This window comes from Nocardioides cremeus (assembly GCF_030518195.1).
GTDB lineage: Bacteria > Actinomycetota > Actinomycetes > Propionibacteriales > Nocardioidaceae > Nocardioides > Nocardioides cremeus.
Genome location: NZ_JAULSC010000039.1, coordinates 1 through 14,568, shown reverse-complemented (window position 1 = coordinate 14,568; position 14,568 = coordinate 1). Strand labels below are relative to the sequence as shown.

14 protein-coding genes are annotated in these 14,568 nt (G+C 73.9%); 10 read left to right on the top strand and 4 right to left on the bottom strand.

What is annotated here, in order from left to right:
- The 3 genes from QWJ41_RS20190 to lpdA all read right to left on the bottom strand — a co-directional run.
- On the bottom strand, nucleotides 1-1,367 hold a 1,367-nt coding region (locus QWJ41_RS20190; RefSeq protein WP_302710267.1), incomplete at its 3' end, for an ATP-binding cassette domain-containing protein.
- 178 nt (nucleotides 1,368-1,545) lie between these two features.
- A complete protein-coding gene (gene sucB, locus QWJ41_RS20185) occupies nucleotides 1,546-3,423 on the bottom strand; it encodes a 2-oxoglutarate dehydrogenase, E2 component, dihydrolipoamide succinyltransferase (protein WP_302710265.1) in 1,878 nt (625 codons plus the stop codon).
- A gap of 91 nt (nucleotides 3,424-3,514) precedes the next feature.
- Nucleotides 3,515-4,918, bottom strand: coding sequence for a dihydrolipoyl dehydrogenase (gene lpdA / locus QWJ41_RS20180; protein ID WP_439117349.1), 1,404 nt, complete (start codon nucleotides 4,916-4,918; stop codon nucleotides 3,515-3,517).
- A gap of 88 nt (nucleotides 4,919-5,006) precedes the next feature.
- Between lpdA and QWJ41_RS20175 the strand changes: the two genes are divergently transcribed.
- On the top strand, nucleotides 5,007-5,381 hold the full coding sequence (locus QWJ41_RS20175; protein WP_302710264.1) for a hypothetical protein: 375 nt from the start codon (nucleotides 5,007-5,009) through the stop codon (nucleotides 5,379-5,381).
- Between the two features lie 134 nt (nucleotides 5,382-5,515).
- Here the strand turns inward: QWJ41_RS20175 and QWJ41_RS20170 are convergent, their stop codons facing one another.
- The gene (locus QWJ41_RS20170; RefSeq protein WP_302710263.1) at nucleotides 5,516-7,048 is read right to left on the bottom strand and encodes a leucyl aminopeptidase; all 1,533 of its coding nucleotides are present in this window, start codon (nucleotides 7,046-7,048) and stop codon (nucleotides 5,516-5,518) included.
- 89 nt (nucleotides 7,049-7,137) lie between these two features.
- On the opposite strand from QWJ41_RS20170, the gene gcvT reads away from it, so the two are divergent.
- From gcvT to QWJ41_RS20125, 9 genes are all read left to right on the top strand, one after another.
- The gene (gene gcvT / locus QWJ41_RS20165) at nucleotides 7,138-8,241 is read left to right on the top strand and encodes a glycine cleavage system aminomethyltransferase GcvT (RefSeq protein ID WP_302710262.1); all 1,104 of its coding nucleotides are present in this window, start codon (nucleotides 7,138-7,140) and stop codon (nucleotides 8,239-8,241) included.
- A complete protein-coding gene (locus QWJ41_RS20160; protein WP_302710261.1) occupies nucleotides 8,241-8,498 on the top strand; it encodes a hypothetical protein in 258 nt (85 codons plus the stop codon). Before gcvT ends, QWJ41_RS20160 begins: the two co-directional genes overlap by 1 nt.
- 14 nt (nucleotides 8,499-8,512) lie before the next feature.
- The gene (locus QWJ41_RS20155) at nucleotides 8,513-10,009 is read left to right on the top strand and encodes a hypothetical protein (RefSeq protein WP_302710260.1); all 1,497 of its coding nucleotides are present in this window, start codon (nucleotides 8,513-8,515) and stop codon (nucleotides 10,007-10,009) included.
- A complete protein-coding gene (locus QWJ41_RS20150; protein WP_302710258.1) occupies nucleotides 10,006-10,914 on the top strand; it encodes a PhzF family phenazine biosynthesis protein in 909 nt (302 codons plus the stop codon). Before QWJ41_RS20155 ends, QWJ41_RS20150 begins: the two co-directional genes overlap by 4 nt.
- Before the next feature lie 26 nt (nucleotides 10,915-10,940).
- A complete protein-coding gene (locus tag QWJ41_RS20145) occupies nucleotides 10,941-11,753 on the top strand; it encodes a thymidylate synthase (RefSeq protein ID WP_302710257.1) in 813 nt (270 codons plus the stop codon).
- Nucleotides 11,750-12,232, top strand: coding sequence for a dihydrofolate reductase (locus QWJ41_RS20140; protein ID WP_302710256.1), 483 nt, complete (start codon nucleotides 11,750-11,752; stop codon nucleotides 12,230-12,232). The genes QWJ41_RS20145 and QWJ41_RS20140 overlap by 4 nt, the downstream gene beginning before the upstream one ends.
- Nucleotides 12,229-12,927 (top strand): aspartate/glutamate racemase family protein, encoded by a 699-nt coding sequence (locus tag QWJ41_RS20135; RefSeq protein WP_302710255.1) that lies wholly within the window; start codon nucleotides 12,229-12,231, stop codon nucleotides 12,925-12,927. Before QWJ41_RS20140 ends, QWJ41_RS20135 begins: the two co-directional genes overlap by 4 nt.
- Nucleotides 12,924-13,352 carry an NUDIX hydrolase gene (locus QWJ41_RS20130; RefSeq protein ID WP_302710254.1) on the top strand — a complete coding sequence of 143 codons (429 nt, stop codon included), beginning with the start codon at nucleotides 12,924-12,926 and terminating at the stop codon, nucleotides 13,350-13,352. The genes QWJ41_RS20135 and QWJ41_RS20130 overlap by 4 nt, the downstream gene beginning before the upstream one ends.
- 127 nt (nucleotides 13,353-13,479) lie before the next feature.
- Nucleotides 13,480-14,415, top strand: a complete 936-nt coding sequence (locus QWJ41_RS20125) for an LLM class F420-dependent oxidoreductase (protein WP_302710252.1) — start codon at nucleotides 13,480-13,482, stop codon at nucleotides 14,413-14,415.
- Nucleotides 14,416-14,568: the final 153 nt, after the last annotated feature.

Below are 14,568 nucleotides of genomic sequence, written 5' to 3'. Positions count from 1 at the left end.
AGGCCGAGCTCGGTGACCGCGCCCTCGACGGCCTCGCGCGAGCCCGCCGCGAAGAGCGCGATGTTCTCGGCGAGGGTGCCGGCAAGGATCTCGGTGCGCTGGGTGACCACCCCGACGGCGCTGCGCAGCGCCTGCAGGTCGAGGTCGAGCACGTCGCGACCGCCCAGCAGCACGCTGCCCGGCTCGGGGTCGACGGCGCGGGAGACCAGCGAGGCGAGCGTCGACTTGCCCGAGCCGGTGCGGCCCACGAGCGCGCAGGTGGTGCCCGCGGGCACCGTGAGCTCGACGCCCTGCAGCGCGAACGGCCCGGTGCCGTAGGAGAAGTGCAGGTCGCGCAGCTCGAGGCCGAGCGGCCCGGTGGGCAGCGGCTCGCCGCCCGTGGGCTCGGCCTCGGCGCCCATCAGCTGGCGCAGCCGCAGCACCGCGCCGAAGCCGGCCTGCAGGTCGGGCAGCTGGCGGGCCAGCTGGTCGACCTGGCCCACAAAGGTGGTGGTGACCAGGAACAGCGTGACCAGCGCGGCGGTGCCGAGCCGGTCGCCGAGCACCAGGGCGACCCCGACGACCGCGGTGCCGGCGAGCATGCCGTGCAGCAGGGTGCCGGTGCGCCGCCCGACCTGGCTCTCCAGCTGCAGGACCTCGGCGAAGCGGGCGTGCACCGTCGCGGCCAGCTCGGTGCAGCGGCGTACGAGGTGGGCCTGGCCCAGGGAGGTGCGCAGGTCGTCGCGGGCGGCGACGCCCTCCTCCATGGCCGCCGCGTGGTCGGTCCAGGCGATCTCCTCGACGACCTTGCGCTCGGAGATCTGCGGCAGCAGCGGGCGCACCACCGCGACCGCGGCGACGCCGGCCAGCGGGAACAGGATGAAGGCCGGCCACCAGGTGAGGCCCGCGACCAGCCACAGCGGACCGGAGGCGAGCAGCGTGCGGATGGCCATCCACACGCTCTGGCGCAGCAGCGAGCCGACCTCGTGGGTGTCGTCGTCGACCCGGTCGAGCACCTCGCCGACGGCCTGCTCGTCGAGCGCAGCCAGCGGCTGCAGCATGGCGGCGTCGAGCAGGTCGGCGCGCAGCCGGCCCTCGGCGCGGTCGGTGACCCCGGCCCAGACGGTGCGCCCCAGCGAGTCGAGCACCGCGGCCCCGACCACGCACAGCGCCAGCAGCCAGACCAGGGCCACGCTCGCGTCCTCGGCCAGGCGGCCGGCCACGGCCGAGCCGGCCGCGGTGCCGATGGCGCCGAGCAGCGACCCGAGCAGGGCGAGCACCGCCCACGGGCTGCGCATCCGGCGCCAGTCGACGGGTCGTCGCTGTGCCGGCGGCTCGGTGGGCGGAGGGGTCTGGAGAGGCGCGGGGTGGGCGCCGAGGTCGGTCATCGTCACGGTGCCCCCGACGGTATGCCCTCGGGACCCCGGGGCGCCTCTTCATTTCACGGTGGCGCCGCGCTGCGACGAGCGCCACGTGCCGACAGGACGCCGCAAGCACCACGCCCCGCCCGGGAGGCCCGGGCGGGGCGTGGTGGTCGTGCGTGCGCGGCGCTGCCGCGAGCGGGGCTCAGACCTCGAACTGGCCGCTCTCGAGGCGCTGCTTGACCTCCTGCAGGAAGCGGCCCGCGTCGGCGCCGTCGACCAGGCGGTGGTCGTAGGTCAGCGCCAGGTAGACCATGTGGCGCACCGCGATGGTCTCGCCCAGGTTGGGGTCGTCGATGACGACCGGACGCTTGACCACCGCACCGGGGCCCAGGATCGCGACCTGCGGCTGGTTGATCACGGGGGTGTCGAAGAGCGCACCCACGCTACCGAGGTTGGTGATCGTGAAGGTGCCGCCCGACAGCTCGTCGGGGCCGATCTTGTTGGTGCGGGTGCGCTCGGCCACGTCGGCGATCTTGCGGGCCAGGCCCGAGATCGACAGGTCGCCGGCGTCCTTGACCACCGGGGTGATCAGGCCCTTCTCGGTGTCCACCGCGAACGCGAGGTTCTCGCGGTCGTAGTAGGTGACCTCGCCGGCCTCGGTCTCGATCGTCGCGTTCAGCGAGGGGTGCTGCTTGAGCGCGTCGACCGCCGCCTTGGCGAAGAACGGCAGGTAGGAGAGCTTGACGCCCTCGCGGGCCTGGAAGTCGGCCTTGTTGGCCTCGCGCAGGCGGGCGATGTTGGTGACGTCGACCTCGACGACCTGCGTGAGCTGGGCCGAGACCTGCAGCGACTCGACCATCCGCGCGGCGATGATCTTGCGCAGCCGCGAGAGCTTCTCGGTCTTGCCGCGCAGCGGCGAGGGGCTGGTCGGCGCCGGGGCGCCGCCCGAGCTCGCGGCCGGAGCCGACGACGAGGGGGCCGAGGAGGCGGCCGGCGCGGCCGGCTCCTCCTTCGCCTTCGCGGCCTCGAGCACGTCCTGCTTGCGGATGCGCCCACCGACACCGGTGCCGGTGACGGTGTTGAGGTCGACGCCGTGCTGGCCGGCGAGCTTGCGCACCAGCGGGGTCACGTAGCCGGGACCGTCGCCCTGGCCACCGGACGACGAGCCGCCCGACGACGAGCCGCTCTCGCGGGCGGGCTGCTCGGGGGCCGGCTCGGAGGCACGGGCAGCGGGCTTCTCCTGCTCCTTGGTCGGCTCCGGCGCCTTCTCCTGCGCGGGAGCGGCCTCCTGCTTCGGCTCCTCCTTCGCGGGCTCCGGCTCCGGCTCGGGCTCCGGCTCCGGCTCGGGCTCGGAGTCGTCGGCGGAGCCGTCACCGATGACGGCCAGCTCGGCGCCGATCTCGACGGTCTCGTCCTCGGAGACCTTCACCTCGAGCAGGGTGCCGGCCACGGGGGAGGGGATCTCGGTGTCGACCTTGTCGGTGGAGATCTCCAGCAGCGGCTCGTCGACGGCGACCTCGTCGCCGACCTGCTTGAGCCAGCGGGTCACGGTGCCCTCGGTGACCGACTCGCCCAGCTCGGGCAGGGTCACGGTGGTGCCGCTGCCGCCGGACTTCTTGGTCGCGGCGGCGGGCTTCTCGGTCTCCTCGAGCGGCTTGTCCTCGGAGCCGGACTTGGCCGACTCGGGGGTCTCGTCGCCGGGCGGCAGGTCGCCGGTCTCCTCGGCGACCTCCTCCTCCTGCTCGGCCTTCTTCTCGGCCTCGTCCTCGTCGGCGGGCTGCGCCTCCGGGGTGGCGGTGTCGTCGGCGTCGCTCGAGTCGTCGGAGTCGTCGCTGGACTCGCCCTCGTCACCGATCACGGCCAGGAGCGCGCCCACCTCGACGGTGTCGTCCTCCTCGACCTTGATCTCGAGCAGCGTGCCCGCGACCGGGCTGGGGATCTCGGTGTCGACCTTGTCGGTGGAGATCTCCAGCAGCGGCTCGTCGACCGAGACCGTGTCGCCGACCTGCTTGAGCCAGCGTGTGACGGTGCCCTCGGTGACGGACTCACCCAGTTCCGGGAGGTTGACTTCGGTGGCCAATGCAGTTCCTTCGCTCGCGGTCTTCGGTGGGGTGCTCGGTGGTGCGGTGTGACGGGTGTGCGGTGTGTGGGAGCTCCAGGCTAGGAGCCCGTCACGAGTGCGCGTGCAGCGCCTTGCCGGCCAGGGCGAGGTGGGCCTCGCCGAGAGCCTCGTTCTGGGTGGGGTGGGCGTGCACCAGCGGGGCGACGTCCTCGGCGTGCGCCTCCCAGCCGTAGATCAGCTGCGCCTCGCCGATCAGCTCACCGACCCGGTCGCCGACCATGTGGACGCCCACGACGGGGCCGTCGGTGCGGCGTACGAGCTTGACGAAGCCCTGGGTCTTGAGGATCTGGCTCTTGCCGTTGCCGCCGAGGTCGTAGGTCAGCGTCTCGACCTGGTCGTCGCCGTACGTCGCCCGGGCGGTGGCCTCGTCGAGGCCGACCGAGGCGACCTCGGGGTGGGAGTAGGTGACGCGGGGGATGCCGGTCTCGTCGATCGGCGTCGGCTCGAGGCCGGCGATCTCCTCGGCCACGAAGATGCCCTGCTGGAAGCCGCGGTGGGCCAGCTGCAGGCCCGGCACGATGTCGCCGACGGCGTAGACGCCCTCGAGGTTGGTGCGGCAGCGCTCGTCGGTGCGCACGAAGCCGCGCTCCATCTCGACGCCCTGCTCGTCGAAGCCCAGGCCCTCGGTGACCGGGCCGCGACCGACCGCGACGAGCAGCAGCTCGGCCTCGACGACGTCGCCGCCCTCGAGGGTGACCGCGACGCCGTCGTCGGTGGTCTTGACGCTCTGGAACGGGGTGCCGGTGCGGGCCTTGATGCCGCGCTTCTTGAAGGTCCGCTCGAGCACCTTCGAGCTGGCCTCGTCCTCGGCGGCCACCAGGCGGGGCAGCGCCTCGACGATGGTGACCTCGGCGCCGAAGCTGCGCCACACGCTGGCGAACTCGCAGCCGATGACCCCGCCGCCGAGCACGACGACCGAGGCGGGCACCCGCTCGAGGCGCAGCGCGTGCTCGGAGGTGATCACGCGCTCGCCGTCGACCTCGAGGCCGGGCAGCGAGCGGGCGTAGGAGCCGGTGGCCAGCACGACGTGGCGCCCGGTGTAGGCGGTGCCGTCGACGGTGACCTCGCGGGGCCCGGTCAGGCGGCCCTCGCCGGCGACGACGGTGACGCCGCGGCCCTTGACCAGCCCGGTCAGGCCCTTGAAGAGACGGGAGACGACACCGTCCTTGTAGGAGTTCACCCCGGCCATGTCGATGCCCTCGAGCGTGGCGCGCACCCCGAACTGCTCCGAGTCGCGCGCCGAGTCGGCGATCTCCGCGGCGTGCAGCAGCGCCTTGGTGGGGATGCAGCCCACGTGCAGGCAGGTGCCGCCGAGGTCGCCCTTCTCCACCAGCGCGACCTTGAGCCCGAGCTGGGCGGCGCGCAACGCGCACGCATAACCCCCCGAACCAGCGCCGAGGATGAGTACGTCGAAGTCGGTGTCGGCCACCGTCGTCCTTCCGTGGGTGATCACGATCTGCGGCTCATCCTTGCACTTCCGGCGAGCGTGTCCACACCGCCCTTCGGGTCGTCGGCTCGGGTCTCTTGGCAGACTGGTCCCCATGGGACTCATGGACCGCTTCCGCCGGGGCTCGAAGCCGCGCATGCGCAAGCCCGCGCGTGACGCCGCGCGCACCGGCTCGACGAGGGTGCGCGCCTCCGACGCCGTCGACCGCGAGCACCTCAGCTCCTGGGTCTCCGAGCGGCGCGGTGTCGAGGGATTCGTCGAGCCCCGCACGGCCGTCAGCGACGTGACGCTGCTGCTGGTGGCCCACGACGGCGAGTGGACCCGGCGCCGGGTGCCCTCGATCGAGTGGGCGCACGACTTCTGCAACCGCTTCCAGGTGCCGTCGTACGACGCCGGGCTGGTGGGCATCCCGCAGCGGATGCGCGACTACAACAGCCGGATGAAGAAGCAGGGCCGGCAGGACCCGTAGGTCCGCCGGCCCCCGGAGCCGTTTTGTCGGCGGAGTTTCATCGGCCGGCCGACAGAGCTCCCGGGTGGCCGATGAAGTTTCATCGGCCACCCGCCAGGTTCATCGGCCGGCCGATGAAACTCCCGCAGGAGCGGTCAGGCCAGGCCGCGGGCCAGGTCGACCAGGGTCGCGACGGCGAAGCCGGTGCCGCCGTTGGTGAGGTGGCCGTCGGGGCCGCCGGCGTTGTACGACGGCCCGGCGATGTCGAGGTGCGCCCAGGGGCGCCCGTCGGTGAACTCGCGCAGGAACGCGCCGGCGAAGAGCCCGCCGCCCCAGCGCACCCAGTCGTGCTGGGCGAGGTCGGCGATCTTGCTCGAGGTGACGCGCTGCTTCATCTCCTCGGGGATCGGCATCGCCCAGATCGGCTCGCCGGCGCTGGCGCCCGCGTCGAGGACCTTGGCCACGACCTCCTCGGAGCCCATCACGCCGGCCATCTTGTTGCCGAGGGCGACGACCATGGCGCCGGTCAGGGTGGCGACGTCGACGATCAGGTCGGGCTCGGTCTCGACCGCGCGCACCAGCGCGTCGCCGAGCACGAGGCGGCCCTCGGCGTCGGTGTTGAGCACCTCGACGGTCTTGCCGCCGTACATCGTCAGGATGTCGCCGGGTCGCGTCGCGTCGCCGGAGACCATGTTCTCGGCCATCGGGGCGAAGCAGGAGACCTTGACCGGCAGGCCGAGCTCGGCGATGGCGAAGGTGGCCTGGATGACCGCGGCGGCGCCGGCCATGTCGGACTTCATCTCGTGCATGCCCTGGGCGGGCTTGATGCTCAGGCCGCCGGAGTCGAAGGTGATGCCCTTGCCCACCAGCGCCAGGTGCGTCGTGGCGCCCTTGGGCGCGTAGGTGATCTCGACCAGGCGCGGCGGGGCGGAGGAGCCGGCGCCGACGCCGAGGATGCCGCCGCAGCCCAGCGCGGCGAGCTCGGCCTCGTCGAGCACCCGCAGGGTGATCTTCGGGGCGCCGCGGCCCTTGCCGAGCTCCTTGGCGCGGGTCTGGGCCGACTCGGCGAAGGCCGGCGGGCGCAGGTCGCCCGGGGGAGTGTTGACCCAGTCGCGGGTGGCGGCGACCGCGCGGGTGACGACCTGGGCCTCCTCGAGCGCGGTGACGACCTCCTTCTTGCGGGCAGCACCGCTGAGCAGCACCACCTCGCCCGCGGTCGTGTCGTCGGGCGTCGTGTCCTGCTTGTACGTCGTGAACGTGTAGGCGCCCAGCGCCCAGCCCTCGGCCACCGCGCGCACCTGCTCGGGAGCCTCGGCCGGCAGCGCGACCGCGACGTTGGCGGCGTTGGTGACCGCACGGGCTGCGGCGCCGGCGGCGCGGCGCAGGTCGGCGGGCTGCGGGTCGTTGCCCAGCCCGACCAGCACCAGCATCGGCGCGCCGATGGCGCCGGAGGTGGGGATGCGGGTGACCTCGCCGACGGTGCCCTTGACGTCGAGGCTGGCCAGCAGCGGGCGCAGCTTGCGCCCGTAGGCCTTGGCGACGTCCTCCGCGCCGGGCGCGAGGTCGAGGTGGGGGCCGCTCTCCTTGGCCGAGCGGCGGCCCGTGGGGCTGCTCTGCACGACTCCGACGACGACGGCGTCGGCCTTGGTCTTGGCGGGGCTGGCACTGCGCAAGGTAAACGAGGTCACCGCGCCACACTAACCATGGCGCGACCACCCCGTGACGCGCCCCACGTCACCCCCGCCCCGGGCGGGCGCCGCTGGGGTAGGTTCGCGCCATGGCCGACCTGCTGACCTCGCCGCTGCACGACCGCCACCGGGCGCTGGGGGCCAAGACCGCCCCGTTCGGGGGGTGGGAGATGCCGCTGGAGTACCCCACCGGCGTGGTCGCCGAGCACACCGCGGTGCGCACCGCCGTGGGCGTCTTCGACGTCAGCCACCTCGGCAAGGCCGAGGTCACCGGCCCCGGGGCGGCGGCGTACGTCAACGCCTGCCTGACCAACGACCTCGACCGGATCGGCCCCGGGCAGGCGCAGTACACGCTGTGCTGCGACGACGAGAGCGGCGGCGTGGTCGACGACCTGATCGTCTACCGCTACTCCGACGAGCGGGTGCTGCTGGTGCCCAACGCGGCCAACACCGCCGAGGTGGTGCGCCGCCTGGCCGGACCCGCGCCCGAGGGCGTCGAGGTCGTCGACCGGCACCGCGACCTGGCCGTGCTGGCGGTGCAGGGCCCGCGCAGCGACGAGGTGATGACCGCGCTGGGGCTGCCGGTCGACCACGACTACATGAGCTTCGTCGAGGCGACGTACGACGGCGCGACGGTCGTGGTGTGCCGCACCGGCTACACCGGCGAGCGGGGCTACGAGCTGCTGGTGCCCAACGAGTCGGCGGGCGCGGTGTGGGACGCCCTGCTCGAGGCGGGTGCCGAGCACGGCATCCTGCCCTGCGGGCTGGGCGCCCGCGACACCCTGCGCACCGAGATGGGCTACCCGCTGCACGGCCAGGACATCTCCCTCGACGTCACCCCCGTGCAGGCCCGGATGGCCTGGGCGGTCGGCTGGGACAAGCCGGCCTTCTGGGGCCGCGACGTGCTGGTGCGCGAGCGGGCCGACAAGCCGGCGCGGGTGCTGCGCGGCATCGTCGCCACCGGCCGGGGCATCCCGCGCCCGGGCATGAGCGTCTCGCTGAGCGCCGACGTGCTGGTCGGCGAGGTCACCTCCGGCACCTTCAGCCCGACCCTGCGCAAGGGTGTCGGCCTGGCGCTGGTGGCCGCCAGCGTGGCCCCCGACGCCGAGGTCGGCGTCGACATCCGCGGCCGCCGCGAGATCTTCCAGCTCACCAAGCCCCCGTTCGTCGACCCGTCGGTGAAGGAGTCCTGATGAACCTGCCCGAGCAGCCCCCGACCTTCCGTCCGCCCACGCCCGCCGAGCGCCCCTGGTGGTGGCGCCTGGAGGACGCCGAGGGCAACGAGGTGAGCGTCGAGGGCGAGCTGGCCGACCAGCGCTTCACCAGCCAGGCCGACGCGGAGTCGTGGGTGGGCGAGGCGTTCGCCGACCTGGCCGACGAGGGCGTCGACGCGGTGGTCCTCTTCGAGCTCGAGCGCCGGGTCTACGGCCCGATGTCGCTGCATCCCTGACCCACCCGGTCCCCGTGCGCGCCGCCGACGAGCAGGACTTCGCGGCGTACGTCGCGGCGAGACGCCCCGCCCTGGTGCAGGCGGTCGCGGTGCTGGGCAGCCCGCCGGGCCACGCCGCGGTCCTGGCCGACCGCGCGCTGGCCCGCGCCGGGCACGACTGGGGTGAGCTGCGGGAGGGCCCCGGCCCCGACGTCGAGGTGTGGCGGCTGCTGCTCGAGGAGCGGGCGCGCGACCGCACGCGGTGGTGGCACGACGAGCCCGCCGCCGCGGCCCCGGGCCTCGACCGGCTCGACCCCGGTCGTCGCACCGGTCTCGTGCTCTCCGCGCTCGCCGGGCTCCCCGACGAGGACGTGGCGGCGCTGTCGGGCTGCTGGCCCAGCCCCGGCGACCCCGCGACGCCGGCGCTGGAGCAGGAGGCGCGCGAGCTGGCCGCGGCCGTGCCGGTGGTCTCCCGCTCGGGCGCGGAGGTCGCGGCGCAGCGGTCGCCCCGCCGGGTGCCGCGCGGGCTGCTGGTCCTCGTCGTGGTGCTGGCGCTGCTGGCCGGTGTCGGCACCTGGCGCGGCATGCAGCCCGAGGAGCCGCCGGAGGCCGAGGAGGTCGTCGGTCCGGCACGGGTGCGACAGCTCGAGCACTCGGTGCCGATCCCGTGGTACGCCGCCGGTGAGGTCGTGGTCGGGTTCAGCGCGCTGCGGGTGCCCGGGGTGCGTCGGTTGGTGGCGGTGCGCGACGCCGTCGTCTACGGCGACGGCGAGGGCCGCGTCGTGCGGGCCGACCCCTCGGGCCAGCGGCTGCTGCTGGGCCGCTCCGCGCCGGGCGCGACGATCGTCGCCGAGCGGGAGCGGAGCTGGGTCTCCTGGGTCGAGGCCGGCACCGGTGACCTGGTCGTCGTCGACGCGACCGACGGCACCGAGCTGGGCCGGCGCGACCTGGTGCCCGCCGGCGGCGACGGGCCGGCGGCGGGCTTCGGACCGCTGTCGCTCGAAGGGCCGACCGTGCACTACGTCGACGGCGCCGGCTCGCACGAGTGGCGGCCGGTGGGTGACGTCACCGGCCGGGGGAGCGGGTCCGTGGGACCGGTCATGCTGCTCGACGTCGACGGGCTGACCTGGGCGGTGCAGAGCAGCCCGGAGACGATCACCTTCGACGGGCCGTTCGGGCCGCCGCTCACCCGGCGAGGCGTGGGGGCCCAGCTCTCCTTCGGGGGCGGCTACGTGCTGACCCGCGGGGGTGCCGACCGGTACGCCGCCGTGCGGGTCTACGACACCGCCAACGGCCGGCGGCGCGCCGCCGGCGTCCGGCCCGACGAGATCGTCCTCGACGCCTCCTTCAGCACCACCGGCGCGATCACCTACGTGATCGGTGACGGCTCGCAGGTCGCCGGCGCCGACGAGTTCCGCCGGCTCTCCGAGGCGCGGGGGTGGCTGCTGCGCACCTGCTTCGTCGGCTCCGGCTCCTGCACCGACCACCTGCGGGTCTCCAGCGCCGACGGCGAGCCGCTGCTGGCTCGGTGAGGCCCACTGAGGCCCACTGGACCGCCGGCGTCGCCCGGCCTCCTAGAGTCGGCGTCGTGCGGATGAGCCAGGTCGACGTGTTCAGCACCGAGCCGCTGCTCGGCAACCCGGTCGCGGTGGTCCACGACGCCGACGACCTCACCACCGAGCAGATGGCGGCGTTCGCGCGCTGGACCAACCTCTCGGAGACGACGTTCCTGCTGCGCCCCACCGACCCGGCCGCCGACTACCGGCTGCGGATCTTCACACCGGGCGAGGAGCTGCCCTTCGCCGGCCACCCGACCCTCGGGTCGGCGCACGCCTGGCTCGAGGCCGGCGGCCGCCCGCAGGGCGCGACGGTGGTGCAGGAGTGCGGCGCCGGGCTGGTGCAGGTGCGCCGCGACGGCGAGCGGCTCGCCTTCCGGGCCCCGCCGCTGGTGCGCTCCGGACCGGTCGAGGAGACCGACCTCGCCCGGGTCCGCCGCGCGCTCGGGCTGGCCCCCGACGAGGTGGTGGCCTCCGCGTGGGTCGACAACGGCCCCGGGTGGGTGGCGGTGCTGCTGCGCGACGCCGATGCCGTGCTCGACCTGCGGCCCGACTGGTCGGCCTTCGAGGACCTCGAGATCGGGGTCGTCGGAGCGCACCCGGCCGGTGGCGAGACGGCGCTGGAGGTGCGGGCCTTTTGTCCCGGCATCGGCGTGCCCGAGGACCCGGTCACCGGCAGCCTCAACGCCGGCGTCGCCCAGTGGCTCCTGGGCGAGCGGGTGCTGGGCGAGCACCTCGCGTCGTCGTACGTCGCCGCGCAGGGCACCGCGATCGGGCGCCGGGGCCGCGTGCACGTCGACCTGGTGGGCGAGGGCCCCGACGCCGAGGTGTGGGTCGGCGGCGCCACGCGCACCACCATCGCCGGTGAGCTGCACCTGTGACCCGGCCGCAGGGTTAGGGTCGCGTCGTGCAGGCCTACCTCGACCTCCTCCAGCGGATCCTCGACGAGGGCGTCGAGAAGTCCGACCGCACCGGCACCGGGACGCTCAGCGTCTTCGGCCACCAGATGCGCTTCGACCTGCGCGCGGGCTTTCCGCTGGTGACCACCAAGAAGGTGCACACCCGCTCGGTCTTCGGCGAGCTGCTGTGGTTCCTGCGCGGCGACACCAACGTCGCGTGGCTGCAGGAGCGCGGCATCAGCATCTGGGACGAGTGGGCCGACGAGAAAGGCGACCTCGGCCCGGTCTACGGCCACCAGTGGCGCTCGTGGCCGACCCCCGACGGCGGACACGTCGACCAGCTCGCGAAGGTCGTCGAGCAGATCCGCACCAACCCCGACTCCCGGCGCCACATCGTCTCGGCCTGGAACGTCGCCGACGTCGACGACATGGCGCTGCCGCCCTGCCACACGCTCTTCCAGTTCTACGTCGCGCCCTCGCCCGACGGCGGGCCGGGCCGGCTGTCGTGCCAGCTCTACCAGCGCTCGGCCGACACGTTCCTGGGCGTGCCGTTCAACATCGCCTCCTACGCGCTGCTGACCCACATGGTCGCCCAGGTCACCGGGCTCGAGGTCGGCGACCTCGTGCACACGCTGGGCGACGCGCACCTCTACACCAACCACCTCGACCAGGCCCGCCTGCAGCTGACCCGCGAGCCCCGGCCGCTGCCGACGCTGCGCCTGGACCCCTCGGTCACCGAGATCGACGCCTTCGAGCTCGAGCACGTCGTGCTCGAGGGCTACGACCCGCACCCGGTGATCAAGGCGCCGATCGCCGTATGACGCGCGTCGTGCTGGTCGCGGCGTACGCCCGCAACCGCGTGATCGGTGCCGACGGCGACATCCCGTGGCACATCTCCGAGGACTTCGCGCACTTCAAGCGCGAGACGCTCGGCCACACCCTGGTGATGGGCCGGCGCACCTGGGACTCCATCGGCCGTCCGCTGCCGGGTCGCACCACGGTCGTGCTGACCCGCGACCCGTCCTTCGACCCCGGGTTCGAGGACGTGCGGGTGGTGCGCGGCCTCGACGAGGCGCTCGCGGTCGCCGCCGACCTGCCCGGTGACGTGGCCGTCGCCGGGGGAGGGGAGGTCTACCGCCTCGCGCTGCCGCTCGCGACCCACCAGGTGCTGACCGAGGTCGACCTCGAGCCCGCCGGCGACGCGACGTACCCCGAGTTCTCCGTCGACGAGTGGACCGAGACCCGCCGCGAGCACCGCCCCGACCTGGGCCTCGACTGGGTCTGGTGGGAGCGCCGGTGAGGCGGATCGGGCTGATCGGTGGCATGAGCTGGGAGTCGACGGCCGAGTACTACCGGCTGCTCAACACCCTGGTCGCCGAGCGGCTCGGCGGGCTTCACTCGGCCGACCTGCTGCTCGCCTCCGTCGACTTCGCGGTGGTCGAGCAGATGCAGTCGCAGGGGCGCTGGGACGACGCGGCGGCACTGCTGGTCCGCGAGGCCCGGGTGCTCGAGGCCGGCGGCGCCGACTTCCTGGTGCTGTGCACCAACACGATGCACAAGCTTGCCGACCGGGTGCAGGCGGCGGTGGGCATCGACCTGCTGCACCTGGCCGACGCCACCGCCGCGGCCGTGAGCGCGGCGGGGGTGCGCCGGGTCGGTCTGCTCGGCACCCGGTTCACGATGGAGGAGGACTTCTACGTCGACCGGCTGCGCGGGCACGGGCTCGACGTGGTGGTGCCCGGCGCCGACGACCGGCGACTTGTCGACACGGTCATCTACGACGAGCTGTGCCGCGGCGTCGTGCGCGAGCAGTCGCGGCGCGAGTACGAGCGGGTGGTCGCCGCGCTGGTCGACGACGGCTGCGAGGCGGTGGTGCTGGGCTGCACCGAGATCGAGCTGCTGCTCGACCCGTCCGCTCGTCCCGCAGGCGCACGGCTGTTCCCGACCACCCGGCTGCACTGCGAGGCCGCCGTCGACCGGGCGCTCGCCCCATGACCGCGCGGACGATCGTCGTCGCGGCGGTGGCCTTCGTGCGTGACGGCCAGGTGCTCACCGTGCGCAAGCGCGGCACCACGCGCTTCATGCTCGTCGGCGGCAAGCCCGAGCCCGGCGAGTCGGCGTACGACGCCGCGGTGCGCGAGACCTTGGAGGAGGTCGGGCTCGACGTCAGCGGGCCCGGCGCGCTCGAGCCGCTGGGCGTCTACCTCGCCCCGGCCGCCAACGAGCCGGGCCGCGAGCTGCACTCGACGGTCTTCACCGCGGCGTTGCCCGCGGAGCCGCGGGCAGCCGCCGAGATCGCCGAGCTGCGGTGGATGTCGCTCGACGGCGAGGGCCACGAAGACCTCGCTCCGATGCTGGAGCACCACGTGCTCCCCGCGCTGCGCGCCCTCGGGCCGTCCGTGGCACCCCGCTCGCACTGACCACCCCTCGAGTTCGTCGACCGGTTGATCAATGGGCGGGTCCGTTGATCAACCGATCGACGAACCTGGAGGGACGCTGTGCGGCGGCGGCAGGTCGCTGGTGCCCGCCACCTGGCAGGCTGGCCCCATGGAGCTGCGCATCTTCACCGAGCCCCAGCAGGGCGCCACCTACGACGCCCTGCTGCGGGTGGCCCAGGAGGCCGAACGACTCGGGTTCGGGGCGTTCTTCCGCTCCGACCACTACCTCGGCATGGGCACCGAGGGGCTGCCGGGGCCGAGCGACGCCTGGATCACGCTGGCCGGGCTGGCCCGCGAGACCAGCACGATCAGGCTCGGCACGATGATGACCAGCGCCACCTTCCGCCACCCGGGGCCGCTGGCGATCTCGGTCGCCAACGTCGACCAGATGAGCGGCGGGCGTGTCGAGCTCGGCCTGGGTGCCGGCTGGTTCGAGGCCGAGCACCAGAAGTACGCCATCCCGTTCCCGCCGGTGGGCGAGCGGTTCGACCGCTTCGAGGAGCAGCTGGCGGTGGTGACCGGGCTGTGGTCCACCGAGGGCGGATTCACCTACGAGGGCCGGCACCACTCGGTGCTCGACTCGCCGGGCCTGCCCAAGCCGGTGCAGCGCGACGGCCACCGTGGTGGGCCGCCGGTGCTCATCGGCGGGCGCGGCAAGAAGCGCACCCCGGCGCTCGCGGCGGCGTACGCCGACGAGTTCAACCTGCCGTTCGTGCCCTTCGACGAGGGCCTCGAGCAGCACGACAGGGTGCGGGCCGCCTGCGAGGCCGTCGACCGCGACCCGGCCTCGCTCGTCTACTCCGCCGCCCTCGTGTTGTGCGTGGGGGAGACCGAGGCCGACGTGGCGCGGCGCGCGGCGAGCATCGGCCGCGACCCTGCCGAGCTGCGCGAGAACGGACTGGCCGGCACGGTCGAGGAGGTCGTCGACACGATCGGCCGCTACGCGGACTCCGGCCAGGCGCGCCTCTACCTGCAGACCCTCGACCTGGGCGACCTCGACCACCTGCGGCTCGTGGCCGAGCAGGTCGCCCCGCACGTCGGTTGAGCGAGGCGCCCGGCACGTCGGTTGAGGAGGTCGCGCAGCAACCGTCTGATACGAAGATAAACAGTTGGCCGGGGTTAGCTGGCTTTCTCCAGGGTGACGGTGTAGCCGAGTTGTTCGAGCTGGTGCAGGGCGCGGCCTTTGGTGCGCTCAGGG

Excerpts from the sequence above, each read along its gene's own strand:
- gcvT (WP_302710262.1), top strand. The coding sequence starts at position 7,138 with ATGGCCGACCTGCTGACCTCGCCGCTGCACGACCGCCACCGGGCGCTG.
- QWJ41_RS20175 (WP_302710264.1), top strand. The coding sequence starts at position 5,007 with ATGGGACTCATGGACCGCTTCCGCCGGGGCTCGAAGCCGCGCATGCGC.
- QWJ41_RS20140 (WP_302710256.1), top strand. The coding sequence starts at position 11,750 with ATGACGCGCGTCGTGCTGGTCGCGGCGTACGCCCGCAACCGCGTGATC.
- QWJ41_RS20125 (WP_302710252.1), top strand. The coding sequence starts at position 13,480 with ATGGAGCTGCGCATCTTCACCGAGCCCCAGCAGGGCGCCACCTACGAC.
- QWJ41_RS20160 (WP_302710261.1), top strand. The coding sequence starts at position 8,241 with ATGAACCTGCCCGAGCAGCCCCCGACCTTCCGTCCGCCCACGCCCGCC.
- QWJ41_RS20130 (WP_302710254.1), top strand. The coding sequence starts at position 12,924 with ATGACCGCGCGGACGATCGTCGTCGCGGCGGTGGCCTTCGTGCGTGAC.